General features: G+C 52.4%; 23 protein-coding genes and 2 tRNA genes. 14 read left to right on the top strand and 11 right to left on the bottom strand.

All coding sequences use genetic code 11. From position 1 onward, the window contains the following. Positions 1–194 precede the first annotated feature (194 nt). Positions 195–268, bottom strand: a tRNA-Gln gene (locus C7J97_RS04105). Between the two features lie 228 nt (positions 269–496). On the opposite strand from C7J97_RS04105, the gene C7J97_RS04100 reads away from it, so the two are divergent. The 4 genes from C7J97_RS04100 (at position 497) to C7J97_RS04085 (ending at position 3,985) form a co-directional block, all read left to right on the top strand. Further along, the gene (locus C7J97_RS04100; RefSeq protein ID WP_015538363.1) at positions 497–784 is read left to right on the top strand and encodes a hypothetical protein; all 288 of its coding nucleotides are present in this window, start codon (positions 497–499) and stop codon (positions 782–784) included. A gap of 120 nt (positions 785–904) precedes the next feature. Next, complete coding sequence (gene scfA / locus C7J97_RS04095) at positions 905–1,051, top strand: six-cysteine ranthipeptide SCIFF (RefSeq protein WP_005926683.1); 147 nt, start codon at positions 905–907, stop codon at positions 1,049–1,051. Between the two features lie 67 nt (positions 1,052–1,118). Next, positions 1,119–2,570, top strand: a complete 1,452-nt coding sequence (gene scfB, locus C7J97_RS04090) for a thioether cross-link-forming SCIFF peptide maturase (protein WP_170126631.1) — start codon at positions 1,119–1,121, stop codon at positions 2,568–2,570. Continuing rightward, the gene (locus tag C7J97_RS04085; RefSeq protein ID WP_113992106.1) at positions 2,567–3,985 is read left to right on the top strand and encodes an aminotransferase class I/II-fold pyridoxal phosphate-dependent enzyme; all 1,419 of its coding nucleotides are present in this window, start codon (positions 2,567–2,569) and stop codon (positions 3,983–3,985) included. Before scfB ends, C7J97_RS04085 begins: the two co-directional genes overlap by 4 nt. A 61-nt stretch (positions 3,986–4,046) precedes the next feature. Here C7J97_RS04085 and C7J97_RS04080 read toward each other — a convergent pair whose 3' ends face one another. From C7J97_RS04080 to C7J97_RS04065, 4 genes are all read right to left on the bottom strand, one after another. Then, positions 4,047–4,724, bottom strand: a complete 678-nt coding sequence (locus C7J97_RS04080; protein ID WP_113992105.1) for a thiaminase II/PqqC family protein — start codon at positions 4,722–4,724, stop codon at positions 4,047–4,049. Then, positions 4,717–5,517, bottom strand: a complete 801-nt coding sequence (gene thiD, locus C7J97_RS04075; RefSeq protein ID WP_005926669.1) for a bifunctional hydroxymethylpyrimidine kinase/phosphomethylpyrimidine kinase — start codon at positions 5,515–5,517, stop codon at positions 4,717–4,719. Before thiD ends, C7J97_RS04080 begins: the two co-directional genes overlap by 8 nt. Before the next feature lie 223 nt (positions 5,518–5,740). Next, positions 5,741–6,637, bottom strand: a complete 897-nt coding sequence (locus C7J97_RS04070; protein WP_113992104.1) for an NAD(P)-dependent oxidoreductase — start codon at positions 6,635–6,637, stop codon at positions 5,741–5,743. Between the two features lie 18 nt (positions 6,638–6,655). Beyond that, entirely contained in the window at positions 6,656–7,456 is an 801-nt protein-coding gene (locus tag C7J97_RS04065) for an aspartate dehydrogenase domain-containing protein (protein WP_055184721.1), read from the bottom strand. Between the two features lie 782 nt (positions 7,457–8,238). Between C7J97_RS04065 and C7J97_RS04060 the strand changes: the two genes are divergently transcribed. From C7J97_RS04060 to C7J97_RS04040, 5 genes are all read left to right on the top strand, one after another. Next, complete coding sequence (locus C7J97_RS04060) at positions 8,239–9,753, top strand: IMP dehydrogenase (RefSeq protein WP_005926656.1); 1,515 nt, start codon at positions 8,239–8,241, stop codon at positions 9,751–9,753. A gap of 223 nt (positions 9,754–9,976) precedes the next feature. Further along, positions 9,977–11,494: a nicotinate phosphoribosyltransferase gene (locus C7J97_RS04055; RefSeq protein ID WP_113992103.1), complete on the top strand. Its 1,518-nt coding sequence runs from the start codon at positions 9,977–9,979 to the stop codon at positions 11,492–11,494. A gap of 180 nt (positions 11,495–11,674) precedes the next feature. Further along, a tRNA-Leu gene (locus tag C7J97_RS04050) sits at positions 11,675–11,758 on the top strand. A gap of 121 nt (positions 11,759–11,879) precedes the next feature. Then, positions 11,880–12,848 (top strand): tyrosine-type recombinase/integrase, encoded by a 969-nt coding sequence (locus tag C7J97_RS04045; protein ID WP_170126630.1) that lies wholly within the window; start codon positions 11,880–11,882, stop codon positions 12,846–12,848. A gap of 74 nt (positions 12,849–12,922) precedes the next feature. Then, positions 12,923–14,731 (top strand): DEAD/DEAH box helicase family protein, encoded by a 1,809-nt coding sequence (locus C7J97_RS04040; protein ID WP_113992101.1) that lies wholly within the window; start codon positions 12,923–12,925, stop codon positions 14,729–14,731. Between the two features lie 1,211 nt (positions 14,732–15,942). Here the strand turns inward: C7J97_RS04040 and C7J97_RS04035 are convergent. The 6 genes from C7J97_RS04035 to C7J97_RS04010 form a co-directional block, all read right to left on the bottom strand. Next, a complete protein-coding gene (locus tag C7J97_RS04035) occupies positions 15,943–16,125 on the bottom strand; it encodes a hypothetical protein (RefSeq protein ID WP_015538374.1) in 183 nt (60 codons plus the stop codon). Between the two features lie 48 nt (positions 16,126–16,173). After that, positions 16,174–16,563, bottom strand: coding sequence for a hypothetical protein (locus tag C7J97_RS04030; RefSeq protein ID WP_005926629.1), 390 nt, complete (start codon positions 16,561–16,563; stop codon positions 16,174–16,176). A 199-nt stretch (positions 16,564–16,762) separates the two neighbouring features. Beyond that, on the bottom strand, positions 16,763–16,963 hold the full coding sequence (locus tag C7J97_RS04025) for a helix-turn-helix domain-containing protein (RefSeq protein ID WP_005926626.1): 201 nt from the start codon (positions 16,961–16,963) through the stop codon (positions 16,763–16,765). Positions 16,964–17,032: 69 nt separating this feature from the next. Continuing rightward, entirely contained in the window at positions 17,033–17,317 is a 285-nt protein-coding gene (locus C7J97_RS04020) for a hypothetical protein (RefSeq protein ID WP_005926623.1), read from the bottom strand. A gap of 69 nt (positions 17,318–17,386) precedes the next feature. Then, a complete protein-coding gene (locus tag C7J97_RS04015) occupies positions 17,387–18,049 on the bottom strand; it encodes a SprT-like domain-containing protein (protein WP_113992100.1) in 663 nt (220 codons plus the stop codon). A 134-nt stretch (positions 18,050–18,183) separates the two neighbouring features. Next, complete coding sequence (locus C7J97_RS04010) at positions 18,184–18,459, bottom strand: hypothetical protein (RefSeq protein ID WP_005926617.1); 276 nt, start codon at positions 18,457–18,459, stop codon at positions 18,184–18,186. Positions 18,460–18,654: 195 nt separating this feature from the next. On the opposite strand from C7J97_RS04010, the gene C7J97_RS04005 reads away from it, so the two are divergent. From C7J97_RS04005 to C7J97_RS15470, 5 genes are all read left to right on the top strand, one after another. Beyond that, on the top strand, positions 18,655–19,065 hold the full coding sequence (locus C7J97_RS04005; protein WP_005926614.1) for a hypothetical protein: 411 nt from the start codon (positions 18,655–18,657) through the stop codon (positions 19,063–19,065). Positions 19,066–20,154: 1,089 nt separating this feature from the next. After that, positions 20,155–20,829, top strand: a complete 675-nt coding sequence (locus tag C7J97_RS04000; RefSeq protein WP_113992099.1) for a sugar transferase — start codon at positions 20,155–20,157, stop codon at positions 20,827–20,829. Positions 20,830–20,875: 46 nt separating this feature from the next. Then, positions 20,876–22,003, top strand: a complete 1,128-nt coding sequence (locus C7J97_RS03995) for a glycosyltransferase family 4 protein (protein WP_113992098.1) — start codon at positions 20,876–20,878, stop codon at positions 22,001–22,003. Then, positions 21,948–23,135, top strand: a complete 1,188-nt coding sequence (locus C7J97_RS03990) for a polysaccharide pyruvyl transferase family protein (protein ID WP_207657558.1) — start codon at positions 21,948–21,950, stop codon at positions 23,133–23,135. Before C7J97_RS03995 ends, C7J97_RS03990 begins: the two co-directional genes overlap by 56 nt. Next, positions 23,125–23,748, top strand: a complete 624-nt coding sequence (locus tag C7J97_RS15470; RefSeq protein WP_113992096.1) for a 4Fe-4S dicluster-binding protein — start codon at positions 23,125–23,127, stop codon at positions 23,746–23,748. Before C7J97_RS03990 ends, C7J97_RS15470 begins: the two co-directional genes overlap by 11 nt. The last annotated feature ends 26 nt before the right edge of the window (positions 23,749–23,774 follow it).

The raw sequence follows: 23,774 nt of genomic DNA, 5'->3' as shown, positions 1-23,774 counted from the left end.
TTTCAGGCCATGACTCTTCATCTTGAAGAGTGAACTTTTAAACGCTGATGTGCTTCTTTTTCGTCACTCTTCAAAAATCCAAAGTGGTAATAGAGTTATGACTCTTCAAGTTTTGAAGAGTCATGGCCTCACGGCTGCAGTTTGGAATGATATAAACAGAAAAGCCACCTGAACTTCCTCAGATGGCTTTAGTCTGGTTGGGGATGAGAGAATCGAACTCCCACAAGTAGAGTCAGAGTCTACCGCACTACCACTATGCAAATCCCCAATATTCTGTTGTGTTTTGCGGGGTGAGCCGCTCAACGTGTGCTATTATACGGGAAAAGCCCGGAGTTGTCAAGCATATTTTTGAAAAAAGTTGTACTTTTTTGGAAAATGCCGCAGCAGCGCCGGATAATCTATGCCGGAGCGCTGCCACACTTCGGCAGGTTCTGCGCACCGCACCGCCTATACTGGAAGGTACAAAACCTTGCAAAGTACCAGAAGGAGGATGCCTATGCCGGAACGAACCACACAAAACGCCCAGACCCTGCTTTCGCCCCGCGTCCCGCGGGATACCGAGCACGAGCGCTACCACCCGGAACTGGAAGAAGAACTGAAAGAATGCCTGTTCTGTTTGAAGCGCAACGAGATGATGTTTGATATGGAGGTGGATACGGACCTGATCGAGCAGCGTATTTACGAGCGGCAGGCGCTGCTGTGCCGTTACCGGTACTTACTGGCACGCGCCCGAGAGCTGGGGCTGCATACGGTGCTTACCCGCTACCAGCCCATGGGCGGGTAAAAAGGCTTAGCGAAAAAATCTTGACAAAAGGCGCGCTGCGTGATATCCTATTACAAGATAAAAGCGTACCGGAACTATGTCCGGCGCGATAAAATTTTGAGAGTTAGAGAGGTTTCTATCATGGAGCGTATTAAGACTATTGCTACTCGTGACCTGACCAAGAGCGTTAAGACCGGTGGCTGCGGCGAGTGCCAGACTTCCTGCCAGTCCGCCTGCAAGACCTCCTGCGGCGTGGCTAACCAGCAGTGCGAGAACAGCAACAAGTAATTTTTGCAAACCCTATGCCGCCTTTGCCGGGCGGCATTTTTTTGTGTAATCTGGAATGGAGTGTAAAATGGTACATCAGTATCAATTGAACGGTTATAACATCGTGCTGGACACCTGCAGCGGCTCGGTGCACGTTGTGGACGAGGTGGCCTACGATGTCATCGCCATGTACCCGGAGCATACCGCAGACGAGATCGTTGCCGCCATGCTGGCAAAATACGGCAGCCGCCCGGACGTGACCGAGGAGGATCTGCGCCAGTGCATCGATGACGTGACCAGCCTGAAGGAAAACGGCAAGCTGTGGAGCCCGGATGTCTATAAGGACATGGCTTTCGACTTTAAAAACCGCAACACTGTGGTAAAGGCACTGTGCCTGCACGTTGCCCATAGCTGCAACCTGAGCTGCTCTTACTGCTTTGCCTCGCAGGGACGCTACCACGGCGACCGCGCCCTGATGAGCTTTGAAGTGGGCAAGCGCGCCATGGACTTCCTCATCGAGAACAGCGGCACCCGCCGCAATCTGGAAGTGGACTTCTTTGGCGGTGAGCCGCTGATGAACTTTGAGATGGTCAAAAAGCTGGTGGCCTACTGCCGCGAGCAGGAGAAGATCCATAACAAGAACTTCCGCTTTACCATGACCACCAACGGTGTACTCATTGATGACGACGTCATCGACTTCTGCAATAAGGAGTGCCACAACGTGGTGCTGAGTCTGGATGGCCGCAAGGAGGTCAACGACCGTTTCCGCGTGGACTGCGCAGGCAATGGCAGCTACGACCGCATCGTGCCCAAGTTCCAGGAGTTCGTCAAGAAGCGCGGCGACAAAAACTACTATATGCGCGGCACCTATACCCACTTTAACACCGACTTTACCAACGATATCTTCCACATGGCAGACCTTGGCTTTACCGAGCTGAGCATGGAGCCGGTGGTCTGCGACCCCAGCGACCCCAGCGCCCTGACCGAGGCCGACCTGCCCATCCTGAAGGAGCAGTACGAGATCCTTGCCAAGGAGATGATCAAGCGCGACCGCGAGGGCAGAGGCTTTACCTTCTACCACTACATGATCGACCTGACCGGCGGCCCCTGCATCTATAAGCGCATCTCCGGCTGCGGCTCCGGCACCGAGTACATGGCTGTTACCCCCTGGGGCGATCTGTACCCCTGCCACCAGTTCGTGGGCGACCCCAAGTACCTGCTGGGCGATATCTGGAAGGGCGTTACCAACACCGCTGTGCGGGATGAGTTCAAGCACTGCAACGCCTACGCCCGCAAGGAGTGTCAGGACTGCTGGGCAAAGCTGTACTGCTCCGGCGGCTGCGCTGCCAACTCCTACCACGCCACCGGCAGCATTACCGGCGTGTACGAGTACGGCTGCGAGCTGTTCAAAAAGCGCATGGAGTGCGCTATCATGATCAAGGTAGCCGAGAATCAGGAACTGGCAGCCAAGGGCATCGAGGTGCCTATTGAGCTGGGCTCTACCTGCAACGCCTGCGCCGATGGCGAAGCCTGCGAATGAGCATGACCACCCCCATCGTGGATTTTGTGCGCAGCTATGCAAAGTCCGGCACCGCCCGGCTGCACATGCCCGGCCACAAGGGGCAGAGCCTTTTAGGCTTTGAGCCGCTGGATATCACCGAGATCTGCGGCGCAGACGAGCTTTACGCGCCGGAGGGCATTATTGCCGAAAGCGAAGCCAACGCCACCCGGCTGTTTGGCACGGCACACAGCTATTACAGCACCGAGGGCTCGTCTCAGTGCATCCGTGCCATGCTGTTTCTGGCGCTGCAAGGCGCACCGCAAAACGGTAAGCGCCCGGTGCTGCTGGCCGCCCGCAACGCCCACAAGGCGCTGCTGTATGCGGCGGCGCTGCTGGATTTTGATATCCGCTGGCTCTGGCCGTCTGCGCAGGCAGAGGGTGCACTGTGCAGCTGCCCCGTCACAGCCGAAGCACTGACAGGGGCTTTGCACGCGATGGCACAGCAGGACAACACCCCCTTTGGCGTGTACGTCACCAGCCCGGATTATCTGGGCGGAGTACAGGATATCCCGGCGCTGGCGGCGGTCTGCCGGGCGCAGGGCGTGCCTTTGCTGGTGGATAACGCCCACGGCGCCTACCTGCGCTTTCTGCCGCAAAACTGCCACCCCATCGCACAGGGCGCGGCCATGTGCTGCGACTCTGCCCACAAGACCCTGCCGGTGGTCACCGGCGGTGCGTATCTGCATCTGGCGCACGATGCCCCTGTGCAGGACGAAGCGGCTGTGCGGGGGGCGCTGGCGCTGTTCGGCTCTACCAGCCCCTCTTACCTCATTTTGCAGTCGCTGGATGCCTGCAACGCGGTGCTGGCAGGGGACTACCCCCGGCAGCTGGCGCAGTGCTGCGCTGCGCTGGAGAATCTGCGCCGCAGCCTGAATAAGGCCGCAGCGGCGCGGCAGTGTCCGGTGCCGCTGGCAGTTGCCGGGGCACAGCAGGAGCCGATGAAGCTCACGCTGGACGCCGCTGCCCTTGGCTGCACCGGCATAGCGCTGGCAGAGGCTTTACGCCGCGCACAGATGGAGTGCGAGTACGCCGACCCCCGCTATGTGGTGCTGATGTTCACCCCGGAAAACCCGCCGCAGGACTTTGAACGCCTGCAAACGGCGCTGGAACAGCTTCTGGCGGCTGTGCCTGCCGGGCTGCCCCGCCCCGAGAACCGGGCAGGGGAGTTTGCCGCCTTGCAGCAGCAGGCGGTGCAGCGCTGTACCATCCGGCAGGCGGTGCTGGGCGCACAGGTACGCATCCCGGTGCACAAGGCGCTGGGACGGGTGTGTGCCATGCCTACGGTGTCCTGCCCGCCCGCCATCCCTGTGGCGGTCAGCGGCGAGGAGATCACCCCGGCGGCCATCGCCCTGATGCAGCGCTACGGCATCGAGGAACTCTCGGTGCTGCGATAAAGATTTTATAAGAAGAGAACCCGGAAGGTCTGCGGACCTTCCGGGTTCTCTATATTTATTCTTAAATATCCGTCCGGGGCGTGGCGCACATCTCCCAGAAGTGCAGCTCGTGCTCCGAGCAGGCGCGGAAGATCGCGCGGCAACGGGCGGCACGCTCCGGCGAAAGGCCGGTGCAGGCTGCTTCAGCGCGTTCTGCCCATGCGCGGCAGGCGGCATCGTAGCCGGGACCGGCGTAGTCCAGCACCAGCGCGCCGTAGTAGGTGTCCTTTACGGCGGGGGAGCGCTGCAAAAGCATCTGGAACAGCCATCCGTAACTCAGCATACAGGGCAGGCAGGCCATCAGGCACTCAGCTTCCCCCTCGCCGGTGCGGGCAGCGTCGATCATGCAGTCCAGATAGGCGCGGCTTTCCGGGCGCAGGGGCAAGGCTTGGATATCCGCCTCGCGCAGACCGTACTGCTCCAGATACCGCAGTCGGGTCAGGTCCTCATTCTCCTGCACAAAGGACAGCAGGGAATAGTAGGTGCGCATGGCAGCCATGGTGGTGGCCTTGGTCATGCCCCACGCAAAAATTTTGGCGTACTCCCGCAGATACAGGCTGTCCTCTACGAGGTAGCTTTTAAAGCAGTCCTCGCTCAGGGCGCCGTTTTCCATCTTTTGCAGAAACTCGGTCTGCAAACACTGCTCCCACACAGGCAGGTCGGCCTGCACCAGCGCCGAGACAAAGGGCAGGTCAGTCACGGACAAAATCTCCCTTCAGGTTGAAGGTGTGATCCATGGGCCCGGAGCCGTGCCCTAAGTCCAGCATGGCAGACAGACAGCCGGAAATGTAGGCCTTGGCGCGCTCCACGGCGGTGTCAAGGTCGTAGCCCTTGGCCAGATTGGAGGCAATGGCGCTGGACAGGGTGCAGCCGGTGCCGTGGGTGTTGGGGTTTGCGATGCGCTTGCCCTTGAACCACTTGCCGGTGCCATTGCGCCACAAAAGGTCGTCAGCATCGTTGATCTGGTGGCCGCCCTTGCACAGCACGGCACAGCCGTAGCGCTCGCTGATGGTGCGGGCAGCGGCCTCCATGTCGGCAGCGTTTGCAATGCTCATGCCGGACAAAATCTCAGCCTCCGGGATGTTGGGGGTAAGCACCTCAGCCAGCGGCAGCAGCTTTTCGGTCAGCGCCTGCACAGCATCGTCCTGCAGCAGCTTTGCACCGGAGGTGGCCACCATCACAGGGTCCACCACAATGTGCTTTGCGCCGTAAAAATGCAGCCGCTCGGCGATGGTGTCGATGAGCGGGGCAGAGGATACCATGCCGATCTTCACCGCATCCGGGTAAATGTCGGTGAACACGGCATCGAGCTGCTGTGCCAGAAACTGCGGCGTGGTGTCAAAAATGGCGGTCACGCCGGTGGTGTTCTGTGCCGTCAGGGCGGTAATGGCGCTCATGGCAAACACGCCGTTGGCGGTCATGGTCTTGATATCGGCCTGAATTCCGGCGCCGCCGCTGGAATCACTGCCGGCAATGGTCAATGCAGTTTTCATGGGTAAAATGCTCCTTTGCAGCAAAAATGCGGATATGCCCGCAAAGACATATCCGCAGATAAAAGCGCTATCTCCCTACGTTGGCATGATCCAAATCAGGTCACAGGTCAGGGCAATGCAGCCCACTCTCAGTCCGCTTTGCGCGGGCTCCCTTTTTATAATAGAAAGCATACCACAATCGGGGAAAAGATGCAAGAACAACAGGCCGCGCAAAATGCACCGCTTATTCGCCCAGTGCGGTGCGGATGTTGTCCAGCACCTTTTTGCTCAGCAGCACAAAAGCCTGCTTGGTGCGGCCTGCGGATACATTGGCGCAGCGCACGTTTTCCCGGGCAAAGAAGTCCTCGGCCACGGGACCTGCGGCGGCGCGGGTGTCGCAGAAGAAATGGGTGCCGGGCAGATCGAGCCACTTTTCCAGCGCAGCGGAGTCAAAGCCGGGGCCGATGGAAGTGTTGAACAGTACCTTGCCTGCACCCAGCTGGGTAAACTCGTTTTCGCCTAGCAGCAGCACGTTCTTGTTCAGGCAGGTGAACACCACCTCGCTCTCAGCCAGCAGCTGAGCCAGCGGCTTAAAGGTCATACCGGCAGCCTCGGCGTCCGGCTTTGCGCTGCGGGCAAAGTAACTGATCTCTGCGCCCATAAATTGCAGCGCATCGGCGATCATCCGGCCGGAAACACCCAGCCCCACGATGCCCACCTTCAGGCCGGTGATCTCCACCGGCTCGTCCCGCAGCATAGGCATCCCAAAGCCGTGCAGCAGGCCGGTCAGCTCGTGCAGAACGTACTCCACAACGCCGCGGTCGCCGTAATCCCGGATGCCCAGCACCTGAATGCCCCGGGTGCGTGCGTAGGCAATATCCACGTTGGCGCTTTCCTCAGAGTACAGGCTGCAGCACATGCCGATATAGCGGATGTTGGGGCACTGCGCAATGACTTCCTTGCCCATGCGGGAGGTGTAGCTCAGCAGCACGGCGTCGGCGTCCCCGATGCGGCGCACCATCTCGTCGTCGCTGGCAGGCACGTCCCGGTACAGCACCACCTCTTTGGCGTAGCGGTGCAGCTCCTCCTCGGCAGAGGGGATCAGGCTGACAGGCTCAATGGCAACAAGCTTTTCAAACATGACGGACTCCTCCTTATATTAGTAGAAGCAGACGGGCGAGGCCAGATTGCGCAGCAGAGAGACGGCGCTCCAGCCCGCAATGGCGCTGGTGGAAGAGCAGATATCCACCACAGCCTTCACGCCCTCGATCTCGGCAGTGATGCAGTGGTCATCGCCCACCCAGCCGGGCACGGAGTGCATGGTCACACCGGTGCTCTCGGGGCCGGTGGTGGCCAGAGAGGTAGCCACAGCCACGTTCACCCGGCGGGGGAAGGTGGCAATGGCCTGCTTGGCGTTGCCGGTGAACACGGTGGTCTTTTCGGTGTCGGTCAGCAGATGCTCTGCCCACACCGGGGTGTTGCGGAAGCCCTTTGCACCGGTATGGGTCTCGATGCCGGCGGTCTCCGGCAGGCCCTGCGCCTGTGCCATCAGGGTGACAGTCTGCAGCACGTCGAAGCCGCCGATAGCACCGCTGGCCAGGTGCACCTTGGCACCGCCCTCCACAGCAGCTGCCTTGACCTGTGCGTAGAAATCCAGATCCGCAAAGGCACCGATGGACAGAATGACCAGATTCACGCCCCGTTTCAGCACCGGGATGGCCATGGCGCGCACCGACTCCACCGAGGCCGCCTCCACGATGTACTCCGGCTCAAGTGCCAGCAGTGCGTCCACGTCCTCACAGACGGCGCAGCCGACATTGGCGGCGGTCTTTTCAGCCGAAGCGCGGGTGCGGCTGGTCACGCCCACCAGCTCGTAGTCCGGCAGCAGACCCTTCTTCCACGCGTCAGCCACGATGTTGCCCAGAAATCCGCAGCCCACAATACCCAATTTTGTTTTCATACCGTATCCTAAACTCCTTTTTTCTGCCTGTGGCAGCATATTCATAGCCAGTATACCATACCGGGTACAAAAAGGGAAATAATCTTTGCGACAGCCCGGCGGGGCAGGACATAAAAAGTTAACAAAATAAATTACAAAAAAATTACAAAACCCTATTGCAAAATGGTTTCAAAAGAGTTACAATATGGTTACAGCAAGGGCAAAGCCCCAAGGCTGTGTGTGAAATCTTTTTCTTCTTGTTTTTTGGGATACTGGGCGCGGGTCCTCCTCCTCCGGCTGTTCTCCTTCACAGCTATGACCCATGCGCCGCACAGGCAGTGTCCCGCTTCGTGTGCAAAAGGGCTCGTCCGATGTTCCGGACGAGCTTTTTTGCATTCTGTAAGCTCTGATTTGCCTGCAAAAGTGATACTTCAAAAATCAAAGTATGACCAATGCCTAAAAACGCTTGGCAATTTGTCTGTTTTTCCGCAAAGGACAATTATAAAGTTTGGCGCGGCAGGGGTTTGTATTCTTGCGGGCTTTGTGGTAAAGTATATACAATCAATTTATAGGCAGCAAACATGAAGGATTTTGATGCTGATCTTTATCGGATGCGTTAAAGGTGTATCTGGAAACAAAGAAAATGACGAATATTTCGCAAGCACAAGCGGGATTTAAGGCAAATAGCCGCAGGAATCCTTTGTGGATTTCAAGGCTGTTTAACGCAAAATCCAGCTGTGCTTGTAGAAATAGGCTAAATTTTCGACTTTTCAGATACACCCTAAGAGAAAAGGAGTTTGATTATGGCTTATTTCTACGAAGAACCCTCCCGCACCTTTGGCGAGTACCTGCTGGTCCCCGGCTATTCCTCTGCGGAGAATGTGCCTACGGCGGTCAGCCTGAAGACCCCGCTGGTCAAGTACCGCAAGGGACAGGAGGAGTGCCCGCTGCAGATGAATATCCCCATGATCAGCGCCATCATGCAGTCGGTCTCCGGCGATAAGCTGGCCATTGCACTGGCTCGTCAGGGCGGCGTTTCCTTTATCTATGGCTCTCAGAGCATCGAGAACGAGGCCGCTATGGTGCGCCGCGTCAAGAGCTTCAAGGCCGGCTATGTGGTGTCCGATTCCAATCTGGCTCCCACTGCCACCCTGCATGACGTGCTGGAGCTGAAGGCACGCACCGGCCACTCCACCATTGCCATCACTGCCGACGGTACTCCCAATGGCAAGCTGCTGGGCATCGTGGCTTCCCGCGATTACCGCATCAACCACACCCCGGACGACGCCTGCGTCACCACCTTTATGACCCCCGTTGAAAAGCTGGTCACTGCTCCGGCCAACACCTCCCTGCACGACTGCAACAACATCATCTGGGACAACAAGATCAACACCCTGCCGCTGGTGGATGCCGAGGGCAATCTGGTGTATATGGTATTCCGCAAGGACTACGACTCCCACAAGGCAAACGTCAACGAGCTGCTGGATAAGAACAAGAGCTACGTTGTGGGTGCCGGCATCAACACCCGCGACTACGCTCAGCGCGTGCCCGCACTGGTAGAGGCCGGTGTGGATGTGCTGTGCATCGACTCCTCCGAGGGCTACTCCGAGTGGCAGAGCCGCACCATCGGCTGGATCCGCGAGCACTACGGCGACACCGTCAAGGTGGGTGCCGGCAACGTGGTGGACGCCGAGGGTTTCCGCTTCCTCGCTGAGGCTGGTGCAGACTTCGTGAAGATCGGCATCGGCGGCGGCTCCATCTGCATCACCCGCGAGACCAAGGGCATCGGCCGTGGTCAGGCTACCGCTGTTATCGAGGTTGCCAAGGCACGCGATGAGTACTACAAGGAGACCGGCATCTATGTGCCCATCTGCTCCGACGGCGGCATCGTCCATGACTACCACATCACCCTCGCGCTGGCTATGGGCGCAGACTTCGTGATGCTGGGCCGCTACTTTGCCCGCTTTGACGAGAGCCCCACGAACAAGGTGCGCATCAACGGCCAGTATATGAAGGAGTACTGGGGCGAAGGCTCCAACCGTGCCCGCAACTGGCAGCGCTATGACCTGGGCGGCTCCACCAAGCTGAGCTTTGAGGAGGGCGTGGACAGCTATGTGCCTTACGCCGGTCCTCTGGCAGACGGCGTGCAGACCACCCTGTACAAGGTGAAGAGCACCATGTGCAACTGCGGCGCTCTGTCCATCCCCGAGCTGCAGCAGAAGGCCAAGCTGACCGTTGTTTCTTCCACCTCCATCGTGGAGGGCGGCAGCCACGACGTTGTGCTGAAAAATGCCACCCCCAGCATCATGAACGGCTAAGCCTGTTCTGAAGAGAATCTATTGATTTAAGCGCAGAGACCGCTGCACAGCGTTTGTGCAGCGGTCTTTTTGCGCGAAAATACTTGCACCGGCAGGGGAATCGTGCTATCATGATAGAAACGCTCTGTCATGACAGGGCGGAGGATCCCCCTGCCGGGCAAGCGGCAGGCGGCGCGCAGTAGGGAAGAGCTGACGCCGGGTATAAATAGAGAGGAAAACATTCATGAACGAGATCAAGGTTGAGCCTTATATCCCCGATGAGGACTACGATAACCCCGCGATGGTGGTGGATTTTTATGAATTCACCATGGCAAACTGCCTGTTCCTGCATGGCTTTAAGAATACCACGCTGGTGTTTGATATGTTCTTCCGCAAAAACCCGGATAATCAGGGCTATTCCATCAGTGCAGGCCAGCGCAAACTGACCCGCTTTTTGCTGGAATATCACTTCAATGAGCAGGATATCCACTGGCTGCGCACCAAGGGCATGAGCGAGGAGTTCTGCGAGTATCTGCGCACCTACAAGTGGAAGGGCGACATGTACGCACTGCCCGAGGGCACGGTCTGCTACCCCCATGTGCAGATGGTGCGCATCGAGTGCGATCTGGTAGGCGCGATTCTGATCGAGACCTACCTGCTGCAGACCATGAATTTCCATAGCCTGATCGCCACCAAGGCCACCCGCGTCACCGGCCTGAACACCCACACCCCCCGCAACGTCATGGAGTTCGGCACCCGCCGCGCACAGGGCGAGAGCGCCGGTAACGATGGCGCTTACGCCGCAGTGCTGGGCGGCTGCATCGGTACGGCCAACTGTCTGGCCGAGATGAAGTTCGGCGCAGAGGTCAAGGCCGTGGGCACCGTGGCGCACAGCTTTATCGAGTTTTTCCCCACCGAGTTCGATGCGTTCAAGGCCTTTGCTGATACCTACCCGGATTCGGTCAGCCTGCTGCTGGATACCTATAATATTATGGAAAGCGGCCTGCCCAACCTGATCAAGCTGGACGATTATCTCATTGAGAAATATCCCAACGATCCCAACCGCCGTGTTAAGAGCGCCCGCATCGACTCTGGTGACCTTGCCCGCGGCTCCAAGCGGCTGCGCAAGGCACTGGATGCCGCCGGCAAGCCCTACATCAAGCTGGTGGCCTCCAACGGTCTGGACGAGAAAAAGATCGCCAATATGGAGCTGTACGAGCACGCACACTTCGACTCCTACGGCGTGGGCGAAAACCTCATCACCTCTGCCTCCGACCCTGTGTTCGGTGGCGTGTACAAGCTGGTGGCGGTGAAGAAGCCGGACGGCAGCTACACCCCCAAGATGAAGTGCTCGGACTCCGCCAGCAAGGCCATCATCCCGGGCAAAAAGATGCCGTGGCGCCTGTACGACGAAAACGGTCAGGCGCAGTGTGACCTGATCGCCATGGACGGCGAGGTCATCGAGGCCGGTAAGCCGGTCACCATGGTCAATCTGGATTCGGACGCCATCGAGCGCACCATCACCTTTACCCCCACCGCTGTGCGTCCGCTGCTGGTGCCGCATATTCTGGGCGGTAAGCTGGCCATTGAACTGCCCTCTATTGCGGAGAAGAAGGCCTATATTGCAAAGCAGCTCACCGAGGAAACTTGGGAGAGCGAGCTGCGTCTGGAGTGCCCCCACAAGCACTACGTCAATATGACCCCCGCAGTGGCCGAGTGCCGCTCCCGGATGTACGCCGAGCTGCACGGCGGCAAGGTGTAAGCAGCACCGAATAAGCGGTTTTTCTTGACAAAATACGGAAACTATTGTATCATAAATATCGCTGAATTTCATGTTACTTCAAGTGACGGCAAGTCATTTGGATGACATTTTACCTCACACCTGTTATTCCCGGTTCCCTCCCAAGCCAGAGGGCAGCAGGGCTTTGTAAGCCGGGTTTGCGCCGCTGTGGTGAAATTGGCAGACACGAGGGACTTAAAATCCCTTTCTGGAGACAGAGTACGGGTTCGACCCCCGTCGGCGGCATGTAGAAGCTCGGAATTGTTCGTTGATTCGAATGATTCTGGGCTTTTTCTTTTTGTTCCATTTTCTGGAAACGTTGAGCGGGCGAGAGGGATTTTTCGCGAAAAAAGGAGGAGTCTCTCTCGTGCGTAACCGTGATTTAAGACCCGCTGCCAAGGCAAATCCCACTATCCAACAGGCATTTGAAAGGTTCCAAAAGTACAATCGGCTCAAGAACCTCTCCCAAGGCTCGCTCGACTTCTACGCCGCAAAGGGCAGAAGTTTCTTTCGGTTTCTGGGGGATACAGAGCAGCCCATTCATACCATCACAGAGGAAACGGTAGAGGACTATATCTTCTATATGAAGGACCAGCAGCTTCACGATACGACCATCAATACGAACCTCCGTATGGTGCGTGCGTTCTTGTACTGGTGCATGGAAAAGGGCTATCTGGAAAAGTATCCGATCAGACTGGTGCGTGCCGATGATCCGATCAAGGAACCCTACACCACTGACGAGCTACAGAAGCTATTGAAGGAACCGGACTGCAAGACCTGCTCCTTTGCCGAATACCGCAACTGGGTCATTGTCAACTTCCTGCTTGGTACCGGCTGCCGTGCGTCCACGCTGCTCAACCTGCAGATCGGAGATTTGGACCTTTCCGCCGGGACAGTGTTTTTTCGCCACATGAAGGCACGTAATCAGCAAATCGTACCGCTCTCCAAGGCATTGGTCAAGATCATGGAGGAGTATCTGGAGCATCGCAGCGGCGACCCTACAGCCCCGTTGTTTGTCTCGGAGTATGGCAACCAGATGACCCTGAATTCGCTCGGCAATGCGATTTGGAATTATAATCATAGCAGAGGCGTGGAGAAGACCTCTATGCATCTGTTCCGGCACACCTACGCCAAACTGTATATCCAAGCTGGCGGCGACCCGTTCCGTCTGCAAAAGCTTCTGGGACACGCTGACCTTACCATGACCCGGCGGTATGTGGCACTGTATGCGGACGACCTGAGAGCCAACTATGACGCCCTGAATCCCCTAGAGCAGCTGACCCGCAAAAATCGCCACGGAGATAAGATCAAGATGGGGAAGGGGGAGGGAAAGTAAAAATGGGTCAATGTCCCTTGAGCAAAACGAAATGATATGGTATAGTGAAATCAAAAAAGGAGACGCGGATCAATATGAGTGATGAAGAGAAGCGCTGGCCATTCGATGGTTTCTACCTGAAGCTGGCTGAGGCACAACGGGAGTATGAGCAGGAGCAGCACATTGACCCTGCCTCGTTGACGGAAGAAGAACGACAGCAAAAACTGCAGGAGATTCTGGATTGTATTAAGGCCTCTCGCAAAAAGAAAAAGGAGGCCGATGAACAGCTTGATCCCATTGTGCCGGAGGAAAAACCGGAAAACGCCGGGGCAACTCCACAGCCTGCAAAACAGTACATCACAGATCTTGTTGGTGAGGATTACAAGAACTGGCATGGAATCGTGGTGCTTGATGCGGGCACGAACTCCGGCAAGACCTATTTTATTCTGAAGACATTGCTGCCGTGGGCATATGAACATCGTAAGCGTATCCTGATTCTGTGCAATCGCGAAGCTCTGCGCAACCAGATCGAGCGCGATGTGAACCGTTTGGGGAGTATAGAGGTATCCTACGAGGACTATGATCCCGCGCTTGGAGGAATTGTCAACAAACCCGCCATAGATAACAAGTATGAGCACACCATCTGTGTTGAAACATACCAGTGGCTGGAAACCTTCCTGCAAAGGAATGAAGATGCCGCCAAAACTTATCTGAGATCGTTTGATTATATCGTGTCAGACGAGTATCACTACATGGTGACCGATGCCAGCTTCAACGATCATGTGGATGCAAGCTATGAGGCTATTAAAGAGCTGTGGACAACGAAGACCTGCATCTTTATGAGCGCAACCGCCCGCCCCTTCTTTGATTATTGGAAGCTGCGGAAAATGATTCCAGAGGGGCAGCATTATCGTCTGCCGATGGATTATCGGTTTGTGTCAAGCGTGAAGTTCTTCTACCGTGACGATGACGAGCGGGATATCATCCGCCGGGTACAGCCGGGAGAAAAGATCCTCGTTTTTGTGAATACCATCGCCAAGCTGCGAAAACTGCGGGACACTCTGAAGGCAGAAGGCATAGAGGATGTGGCGTGCCTGTGCTCCAAATACCGTCAGGAAGCGGAGGAGTTTGACAAACTGGATGATGTGCTTGTGGGCAATGTTCTGCAGCATCAGGTCACACTGACCACAACGACCCTCTATAATGGTGTGGATATGAAAGACCGTGCGCTGAAATATATTGTCAGTGAACTGTGGAACCCGCTCGTTAATGCACAGATCCTTGGCCGCAAACGTCCCTTGGATGAGGGGGATACCTGCGCGGTGTATTTGCTGCATTACCCCAAAGAACGTCTGGAAGGGGAACTTAAAAAAATCGAGAAGTATCAGCTGGAACCGGTCGAGGCATATCGGAAATGGTTTGATGATAGGAAGGCATGGAAGACATACCTGCATCAGCCTGAAACAGTGGAAATACTGAAAAAAAGCCATACAGTCGTTCTGGATCCACGGGAAGGTGAATACTGCTGGCGGAAACGTGCGACCTTGCAGGCTCGTGTAGAACGTGTTTTCCTGCTGCAAATGCTCGAACAGGGGTATCAGACAGAGCTGCTGAAAAAGATCGATGAAAGCCTGCTTGCGAAAGTTGAACGCCTTGAACCGCCGCCACTGCTTGAGTATCTGGATGACCATCTGAATGAGGAACGCTACTATCAAGACTGGCAGAAGATCTTCTTTGAGCTGGGGCACATCTACAACAAGGCAGATGGACACGCTGAAAAATCGTTGCCAAGCTATACCTTTGCGCGTCAATGGTTGCAGCAATATGGATACGATCTACAGAAAAAGCGCGCAACAAGTGGAGAACTGCGAAATAAGAACGTTTGGTGGGTCACAAAGCAGTAAAATGCGCACAAAATTCACTAAACTGTATAACAAAGTGAAAAATATGCGCACAGGTACCGCTCTGTATTCGACTTCTTTATTTGATTTTTTGCGTGGTTGTGTTAGCCGAGTGCTTCTTGAACGGCCGAAGCATGAGGACGGGACAGAAACGCTCGGTTAACATGATCACGCCAACGGAAATCTTGACTAAGCGAACCTGTGAGCTTTTTCAAGATTGGAGTTGATCTAAATGGTATGAGCGCCAGCGAATACCTTCCTCTTTATCAATCCTTCACCAATAGGACGTATATCAGAAATGGGCGACGATTTGATCAGAGTGAAATATCTCAAATAGTTGAGAAAAACATCTGCTGCAGTGTGATTCTATCTGGATTGATACAATTAAAAAGTACACCTCGAACGGAATATATCGTGTTACCGTATAATACAAGGGCGTCTACACTGTGGACACCGTTTCGTGGCTGAATTTTAAGCTGCCAAAAGGGAGTCGCATTCCACGACCACCCTGAAACATGACTCAAGGAGGCGGTTTCAATTTGAAATCCCCTTGAAGACTTATCAAGACTGTCTTTGTTGCGCTCGTGACAGATGGCAGATTTCCATGACGCCACGCATATTGTACACCGTTGTTTTACGTACCTTCGTGATTCCTCCCTCAACAGTGGTCAGTTTGACCAAAGTTGAAAGCGGATCAAGGCGGTCTGCGTGTGGTTTCCGACCTCAACTTTCAAATTGAAAGTCGAGCTCAATGGATCAAGATATGCTTTGTTCGCTGATGGGATTGCCGTATGAGACCCTGTGCCAAACAGTACGCACCGGCAACGGTCTAAATTGGAGTGAGGTCACTTAGACTGACCCAATCAAGAGAGGTGTCCCCAATTTTGGGGAGATGTAGACGGTGCTCAAAAATGTGCGCCGTGGTTCAATTCTGGACTTTCGCCACAAGTGGAGATGTGTTTGACAGACCTTATGACTGGAATCAAAGTCCGCTCATAATTCCGTCGCATTTCACGACACAAATAGGGTATGCTCAAAAGTGGTGAAAATAATAATCGAGCCGCAAATCCGCCGGGATATCTGCTGTCTGATATTAAACGCCGCTCTTTAAGTTTACTTCTTGACCGAATACCACAAAAAAGAGCCTTGCTACTCGTGTCTGAGCGGCAGAGCTCTGTTGCTGCATGATGTGCTATAGGAAATGGTGGTTGGTGTCAGCGCTCAATGATCTCGGTGGTGATTCTGGTTTGACCTTCACCAAGAAGCTTGCCATATGCGCGGTCTGAGATCCGCTTGAACTTCTCTGCTTTTTCTCTTGATGCAAAGTAGTCTTGTCCTAGCACGGAATCTCCGTTCTCATGATCGATAATTTGCACCAAGATTTTATTTTCAGCCATAAGCTTACCTCCTGCTGATAGAAGTGGTGACGATGGGCGCGATGTCTATTACCGCAGCTTTCTCATATAGGCTTGGGACGTCCTTTTCTGGCTCTCGTAGAAGGTAACGCCGGTAACATCATCCACGACCAGATCATCATAAGGGATGCCCTTTTTGTTCAGATGATCAATGAACCAACGTTTTTTCAGATAGCACCACGGGGTTCTGCTGAGGTCGCCGTAACTCGATGCAGGCCGTTCACATGCGTTGTAGGTTTTGCCGCAGATGCTCCACCATTCTTTACGCACTCGCTCCCGCATTTGCAGGACCTCAGAGGTGCCGTGAAGGCCATGCTCCTCGCCATACTGATAATCTGCCTTTTTGATTTTTGCGTTCTGTCCCGCGCTGACTGCACCAAGACCCAACATGCCTAAAAATAACGAAAAAGCGCCTGCCATAATATTATCCTCCTGATATTTTGAAGTGTGTTTGTTTTGATGTATCTAAAGTTTACCAAACGATGCGTCCGATAAGATGGACTTACAAGTGTGCTGTTAAAAATATGGAGCGTTGTGGCTGCCGTCGCGCGGACTGATGGTTGACCGCACTATAGCAGGCAAAAAGTATCCGGTAAGGCCTCCGGTGGCGGGGAGCACCTCACTCCGTCAGCCCCAACAGATAATCGGTCGACACCTGATAGAATTGGGCAAGCTGGATCAGATGGAGAATCTCGGGGCATTTGTCGTGCTCCCATGCGTAGACTGCCCGGCGGGTCACACCCATAGTTCGGGCAAGGTCGGTCTGGGTATAGCCGTGCGTCAGGCGCAGGTGCTGCAAACGTTCTGATATAATGGTCATGGCTGCTCTCCTTTAAATAATGGGCGTCCTCTCACAGCCCGGCGAATCTCTGTCTTTACGGGTGCATTTTTAAACAACGTCAAGGGTAATGGTGCCGCCTTCTTTGGTGATGATCTCATACTCGATGGACTGGATATCCCGCAATACCAGCTTTTCGATACTCAGGATGCTGGCAAGGGGGATGGAAAGCATGGTGTGTCCGGCCATGAAATGCAGCTCTGACTTGTTCCGGTGCGTGTGCAGCTGGATGTCTTGAAATGCGATGTCTGCCCCGAAAAAAACGGCGCACCCACTGGCTTTGCACTCGGATGTCTCGGCAAGAAAGGTGTCAATAGCGATTTTATAAGTATCCATGAGGAGCCTCCTGTAATTTTATATATAGCACTACTCTCACTCGTGCCCTCGCTCTCTGTCTTGCTGTGATTAGTCAGCCTTCACGAACAGCTCCATGCAGTCCGCACAGATGACCCGCACTTCCTTGGTGCTCCGGATGATGGTACCGCACTTGGGACATACCCACCGCCGGGTGCTGCTCTTTGCCTTGGGAGGCTTGGGTGCGCCGGTCTGACTGCTGCCAGGTGCCTTGCTGCCTGCTCCGGTGCCTGCCATATCCGACCACGCCAGCCGCTCACCCATCTGGATGTCCTGCCAGCCCTGAAAGATGATGAAGTCCAACAGCTCCTCGGACGGGCTCGTGATGGTCCAGCCGTATTTCTCGTGGTGGTCGACAGTCAGCCCGTGTGCCTCGGCCTGCTCTTTAAAGCGCCGGTTGTGATAGACCCCGTTGTTGCTGGTATCCTTGATACCGGTCTCCATGCAGTACTCATGCACCATCTCATGCAGCAGGGTGGAAGCGGTCTCCTCGATAGGACGGTCAAGGGTAGCCGACGAAATATTGATCTCGTACTTGTTTTCACCGCCTGCCTGCCAGACCTTGGAACAGGTGATATGACCATAGGCGGACGGGGGCTTTTTCAGGCTGATGATGGGCTCGGGCAGTTTGCCTGCAAAGTAGTGCTTGTTGAGCTCGCGGAACATCTTTTCCAGCTGACCGGCAGCGCGGGAGGTTTTGACAGTCTGTTTCATGATTTTTCGAACCTTTCTCTTGATAAAAAAGGCCGGGACAGGTATAATATTGGTGTAGCCCGCCCCAGCGGGTGTACGGCAGCTCTATACAACGCAAACTTTGGTCAGGGAGCGCTGTATGGGGCTTTTCTTTTTCAGGTGATGCTCAGGCGGGTGCCGGTGACCGTTTTGCTGTACTGGTCGTACAGGTCGGGCGCTACGGCCTTGATGGCTTTGCTGTCCAGTCGGGTGCTGGAGAAATCAGACAGGCGGACTTTATGGCAGCCTACTTCCAGATAGTTGGTGGAGCGCTCAGCCAGTGCCTCGCGGATCTGGATCTTCAGCTGCTCCTGTTCAGCCTGTGCGGCCTCGATCAGTTGGGCGGCCTCCTTGTACTGCTCGACAAGGGTCAGTAAAACGTTGATACTCATGCGTGTACCTCTCTTCAAATCGTTGGGTGAATGGTCGGATGTGAGAACCGGTGTTCCCGATGGCATGAGTATACCAGTTAACTGGACTTGCGTCTATTGACATAATAAACAACGTTAACTGGTTTATCTCTGCGGAAAATGTACAATGATACCAATTAACTGGTATTGCAAAAATTTACTATAATAGGTGTATTTATGGCAACAAAAGAAGCGCACAGCAGGGCAAATATAGAATATAATCGGCGCCAGGACAACATCATGATTCGACCCTCCAAGGAGATGGGGGCAATAATCCGCCAGTCTGCTGCAGCCGAAAACATGAGTGTGCAGGGGTATGTTTTGCAGACCCTCTACGCAAGAACCGGCGCAACAGGGGGCGGGGTGATTAAAAACCCGGAGACGGGCTCCCTTTCCTTAGAACAGCGGAGTTGTCTTATCTCCCCAGACCGGGAAAAAATCTTGCGGGACATTCTGCAGGATATCGTGCTGAACACCGCTCCGGGCGAACGAACTGCGCTTTCGGAGATGCTGGTGCAGATTATAAATGAGAGCGTAGAGCAAAATGCGGACAGCGTTTATCAGACGATGACGGATTCATTGCTGTAAAATCGGCCTCTGTCTTTCACAGAAATGTGATCGGCAGGGGCTTTTTTGCGCGAACAAATAGCCCGATTTAGAGCGGGTGGTAGCTGCAGTGACGGGATGCTGATTGTACCTATATATAAATAGGGGCAGCAGGGGAGAGGATAAAAATTGTGTAGTACTGTGCGATATACCTCGTCAGAACTCCTGACTGATGTGACGGCATGAACTGGCTTTTCCGCGCGAGGGGCGCGTTCTATTTAACGGCTGTCATTACATCGGAGCGGCTATCACACCTGACTGCACTCTCCAGCGCCTTGGACAACTATATGACCACACATTTTGTCCATCGATGATTTCATCTGGAGCTTTCATGCGAAACTGGGCAATGTGCAAAAAAGTTCTGGCTGAATCGCATTTTTTTCTAAAACATGGATGGATACATTTCCTCGGATTTCTATTGATTCCCAGATATAACCATGATAGAATAATAAAAGAATTCAGACGGCCACGTAGAAGAACTGGTATCTTCCGTTTTGAGATGGAAGGATACGCCTTGATTGCGGTAAGGAGGTGAATCCTGTGGGCTTATGTCTGTTTGCGAATAATCATGTGATAGATCATAAGGAAACCCGAATGATAGACCAAAATAAAAAGCCCACTGCTGTTTCCCTTGCTGGCGTGATGCGCAAAGGTGAAAATGAAGTGGGCTTGTTGAGGTTCTACAAAAATGTGAAATATTGCATACTGGAAGCAATGTGCATGCGGCGCTTGAGCTGCAGCATGACGTTCTGGCTTTCATTACGGCCACATTGCAGTTGAAATGACCTTGGGCGAAGCTGTCGTCCGAGGGCTTTTGCTTACCCGGAGATCAGGAATAACGGTCTGCCGGTTTTAGGAAAAGAGGAACGGTTATCTAAAAGGAAGGTGCTTGCGGGAACGGTGTGAGTTAAAGGGATTACTTTATAGCAGTTTGTGTTTTTAAGGCGCAAGCAGCATCCGCAAACTGCATATCGCAAATATGCCGTGTTGATAGGGCACTATTTCTGAAAATTGCGATAAAACGAATGACGATAAGAAGTGCATAGACAAGGATTTATGTGAGGAGAAAAAATGGCTACGAATACTGTTGGAATCGATAAGGAAGTTGAAGTTAACCGCAAGGAAAATCTGCGCGACCATCGCCTGTACTGGATTGGGCGTCGGACGCAGGATATTATTTTATCTTCTGTGGCACTGGTGGTGCTGTCGCCTGTCATGCTGGCTACGGCCATCGCCATTGTGGTGGATGACCCGTCCGCAGGGCCTGTTTTTAGTCAGGAGCGCATCGGACGTAACGGAAAGCCCTTTAAGTTCTATAAGTTCCGCTCCATGTGCCCCAACGCAGAGGCAAAGCTGGACGATCTGCTGGATCAGAACGAGATGGATGGTCCTGTGTTCAAGATCAAGGACGACCCCCGCATTACCCGTGTGGGTAAATTTATCCGCAAGACCAGTATCGATGAGCTGCCGCAGCTGTGGAACATCCTGAAGGGCGATATGAGCATCGTTGGCCCCCGCCCGGCACTTCCCCGCGAAGTGGAACAGTACGGCGACTATGAAAAGCAGCGGTTGTATGTGACCCCCGGCCTGAGCTGCTACTGGCAGATCGCCCCGCACCGCAACGACCTCTCCTTTGAGGAGTGGATGGATCTGGATGTGAAGTATGTCAAGGAGCGCAGCTTCTGGGTGGACTGGAAAATTATTTTTAAGACGTTTAAGGTGTGCCTGCTGGGGCGTGGGGAGTAAAAGGCTTACATAGACTTGTGGAAAAGTGACGAGGAATGTTTGAGGGATGAGGAAGAATAAAATCAGAATACTGCATGTGGCGCAGGCTGCAGGCGGCGTGGACCGTTACATCCGAATGCTTCTCAAGTATTTGGATAAAGAAAAGTTCGAGAATATACTAGTTTGCTCACAGGATTTCCATGAGGAAGATTACAAAGGACTGCTTGATTCTTTTGAACAAATTGAGATGACCAGAGCTATTAGAAGGACTGACTTAAAGGCCATAAAAGAGGTAAGAGCACTGATAAAGAAGTATAACCCTGATATTGTTTATGCTCACTCTAGTAAAGCTGGAGCCATTGCTCGTGTTGCTGATATCGGTATAAAAAATTGTTGTGTATATAACCCACATGGATGGGCGTTTAACATGCGATGCTCTGCGAAGAAAAAGGCAATGTACACAGCTATTGAAAAGATTGCCGCTCCATTCTGTGATAAGATTATCTGCATTTCAGAAGCGGAAAAGCAGTCTGCATTGGATAAAAAGATTTGCAGAGAGGAAAAGCTGCAAGTTATCTTTAACGGTGTGGATATCGAGGCCTATGAAAATGGTGTGCATGGTACAGTTAAAAGGGGAGACCTGAACATTCCAGAAAACGCATTTGTTGTTGGTATGGTTGGACGAATAAGTCCTCAAAAGGCACCGGATGTCTTTGTTAAGATGGCAAAACAGGTGAAGGAAAAAGTTCCCAATGCACACTTTATTATTGTCGGTAACGGAGATCAGGAATCCGATATTAGAAAGTATGCGGCAGACAATGGATTCTCGGACAGCTTACATATTACCGGCTGGGTTGATAACCCAATGAGTTATGTAGAGCTTTTTGATGTTGCATGTTTGTTGAGCCGATGGGAGGGCTTCGGACTAGCACTTCCTGAATATATGATGGCAGGTAAACCCATTGTAGCGAGCAGAGTGGATGCCATTCCCAATATAATCAAGGATGGAGAAAACGGTCTGCTGGTTGAAGTGGATGATGCCGCTGGAGCGAGTAAAGCTGTGCTACGAATCTATAAAGAAAAAGATCTAAAGGAAAAGATAATAGCACAAGGTCTGGAAGATGTGCATAATAGGTTCAATGCGCGAAGGGTTTCTGAAGAACATAGCAAATTATTCGATAAAGAAATGGATTAAAATAATGAAAATAGCAATATTGACCTGGCTGTATAACGGAAATTATGGAACCCTCCTACAGGCCTATGCATTACAGAGTTTTTTAAAGAGAGAAGGATATGATGTTAGTAATATTAACTATAAACCTTCTGCGATAGAAAAAGCGAAGAATCTAATCAAATGTCATAATTCTTTTTCTTTGTTTAAGGAAAAGTTTGATGGGTATTTGAGCAAAAAACAGGGACAGCCAGAATTGTTATGCCAAAGGAATAAAGCCTTTGAACAGTTTCTGAGTAAAAACTTTAATCTAACCAAACAATATTCAAAACCAAATGAATTGACGGAATTATCAGGAAAATATGATGCTTATATATGCGGATCGGATCAAATTTGGTCCCCAATGCTTCTAAACCCAGTTTACTATTTCAACTTTTTGTCTGAGAATGAACGCAGATATGCGTATGCCTGTAGTTTTGGTGTCAGTGAAATTCCTAGTAAAAAGATGAAAATTATTCGGGAGTATCTGGAGAAATTTGTTGAGATCTCCGTCCGTGAAAAGACAGGCGTAAAAATCGTCAAAACATTGACAGGAAAAAATGTGCCCATGAATGTGGATCCAACGCTTCTATTAGAATATGAGGAATGGAATGAGCTTGCTGTTGGTCCTCGCATAAATGGGCGATATGTTTTTGCTTATTTTTTGTCAAGCAAGAAATCTTATGAAGAAATCGCAAATAGAGTTGCTCAGAAATATAATTGTGAACTTGTTTTGGTTCCAACTCAAAAAGAACACTATAAATTTAACGGCACAATTATTCAGAATGCTGGTCCGTGTGAATGGCTTGGACTGGTTAAGAATTCATGTGCAGTAGTTACTGATTCTTTTCATGGCAGCATTTTTTCGCTTATTTTCAAAAAGGATTTTTATGTAACGAAAAGATTCGATGATGCGAGTGTTAAATCCCAAAATTCCAGAATTTACACTTTACTGGAAACATATGGGTGTGAAGATTGTATGGTGTCTGAAATTCAGGATATTGATAAAAAGCATGATTTTAACTGGGAAGCCTTGCATAGGAGAATGAAAATAAATGCATCTGCGTCTAGAGAATGGTTAAATACATGCTTAAAAGGTGTGAGTGATGAAGCATAGTTTAGAAAATATAAGTGAAGAATCCTGCAATGGTTGTGGTGCTTGTTATCAGAAATGTCCAAAAAAATGTATCCGGATGGTCGAAAATGATCGAGGCTTTCTGATTCCTCAGATTGGCGGCGGGTGTGTGTCATGTGGTCTGTGTGTAGCTGTATGTCCAGAAAAAAAGAAGTCTTACTCTCAAAACAAAGTAATTGAAGTTTGGGCAGCGACAGATATTAAAAAAGAAAACTTGATAGAAAGTACATCAGGTGGTGTGTTTGCGCTACTAGCAGGACAAATCCTATCTCAAAATGGTGTTGTATTTGGTTGTACATGGAATGAGGATTTCCATATAAAACATATTAAGGTAACTCAGAAAGATGCTCTGATCAGCATTCAAAAATCAAAATATATTCAATCGAACACAGCAGATACATTTAAAGAGGTACAAGATTTATTGAAGAATAATGTGCCTGTTTTATATAGTGGAACAGGATGCCAAATAGCAGGACTTAAATCTTATTTGGGGAAGGGTTTCGATTCTTTATATACTGTAGAAGTGGCATGCCACGGTGTTCCAGCTCCCGGACTATTTATAAGATATATTGATTGGCTTGAAAAAAAAATATAATACTAAAATTGTAAACTATACATTCA

The organism is Faecalibacterium prausnitzii (assembly GCF_003324185.1).
In the GTDB taxonomy this organism is placed as follows: domain Bacteria; phylum Bacillota; class Clostridia; order Oscillospirales; family Ruminococcaceae; genus Faecalibacterium; species Faecalibacterium prausnitzii.
This window is presented reverse-complemented; position numbering and strand designations above follow the sequence as displayed.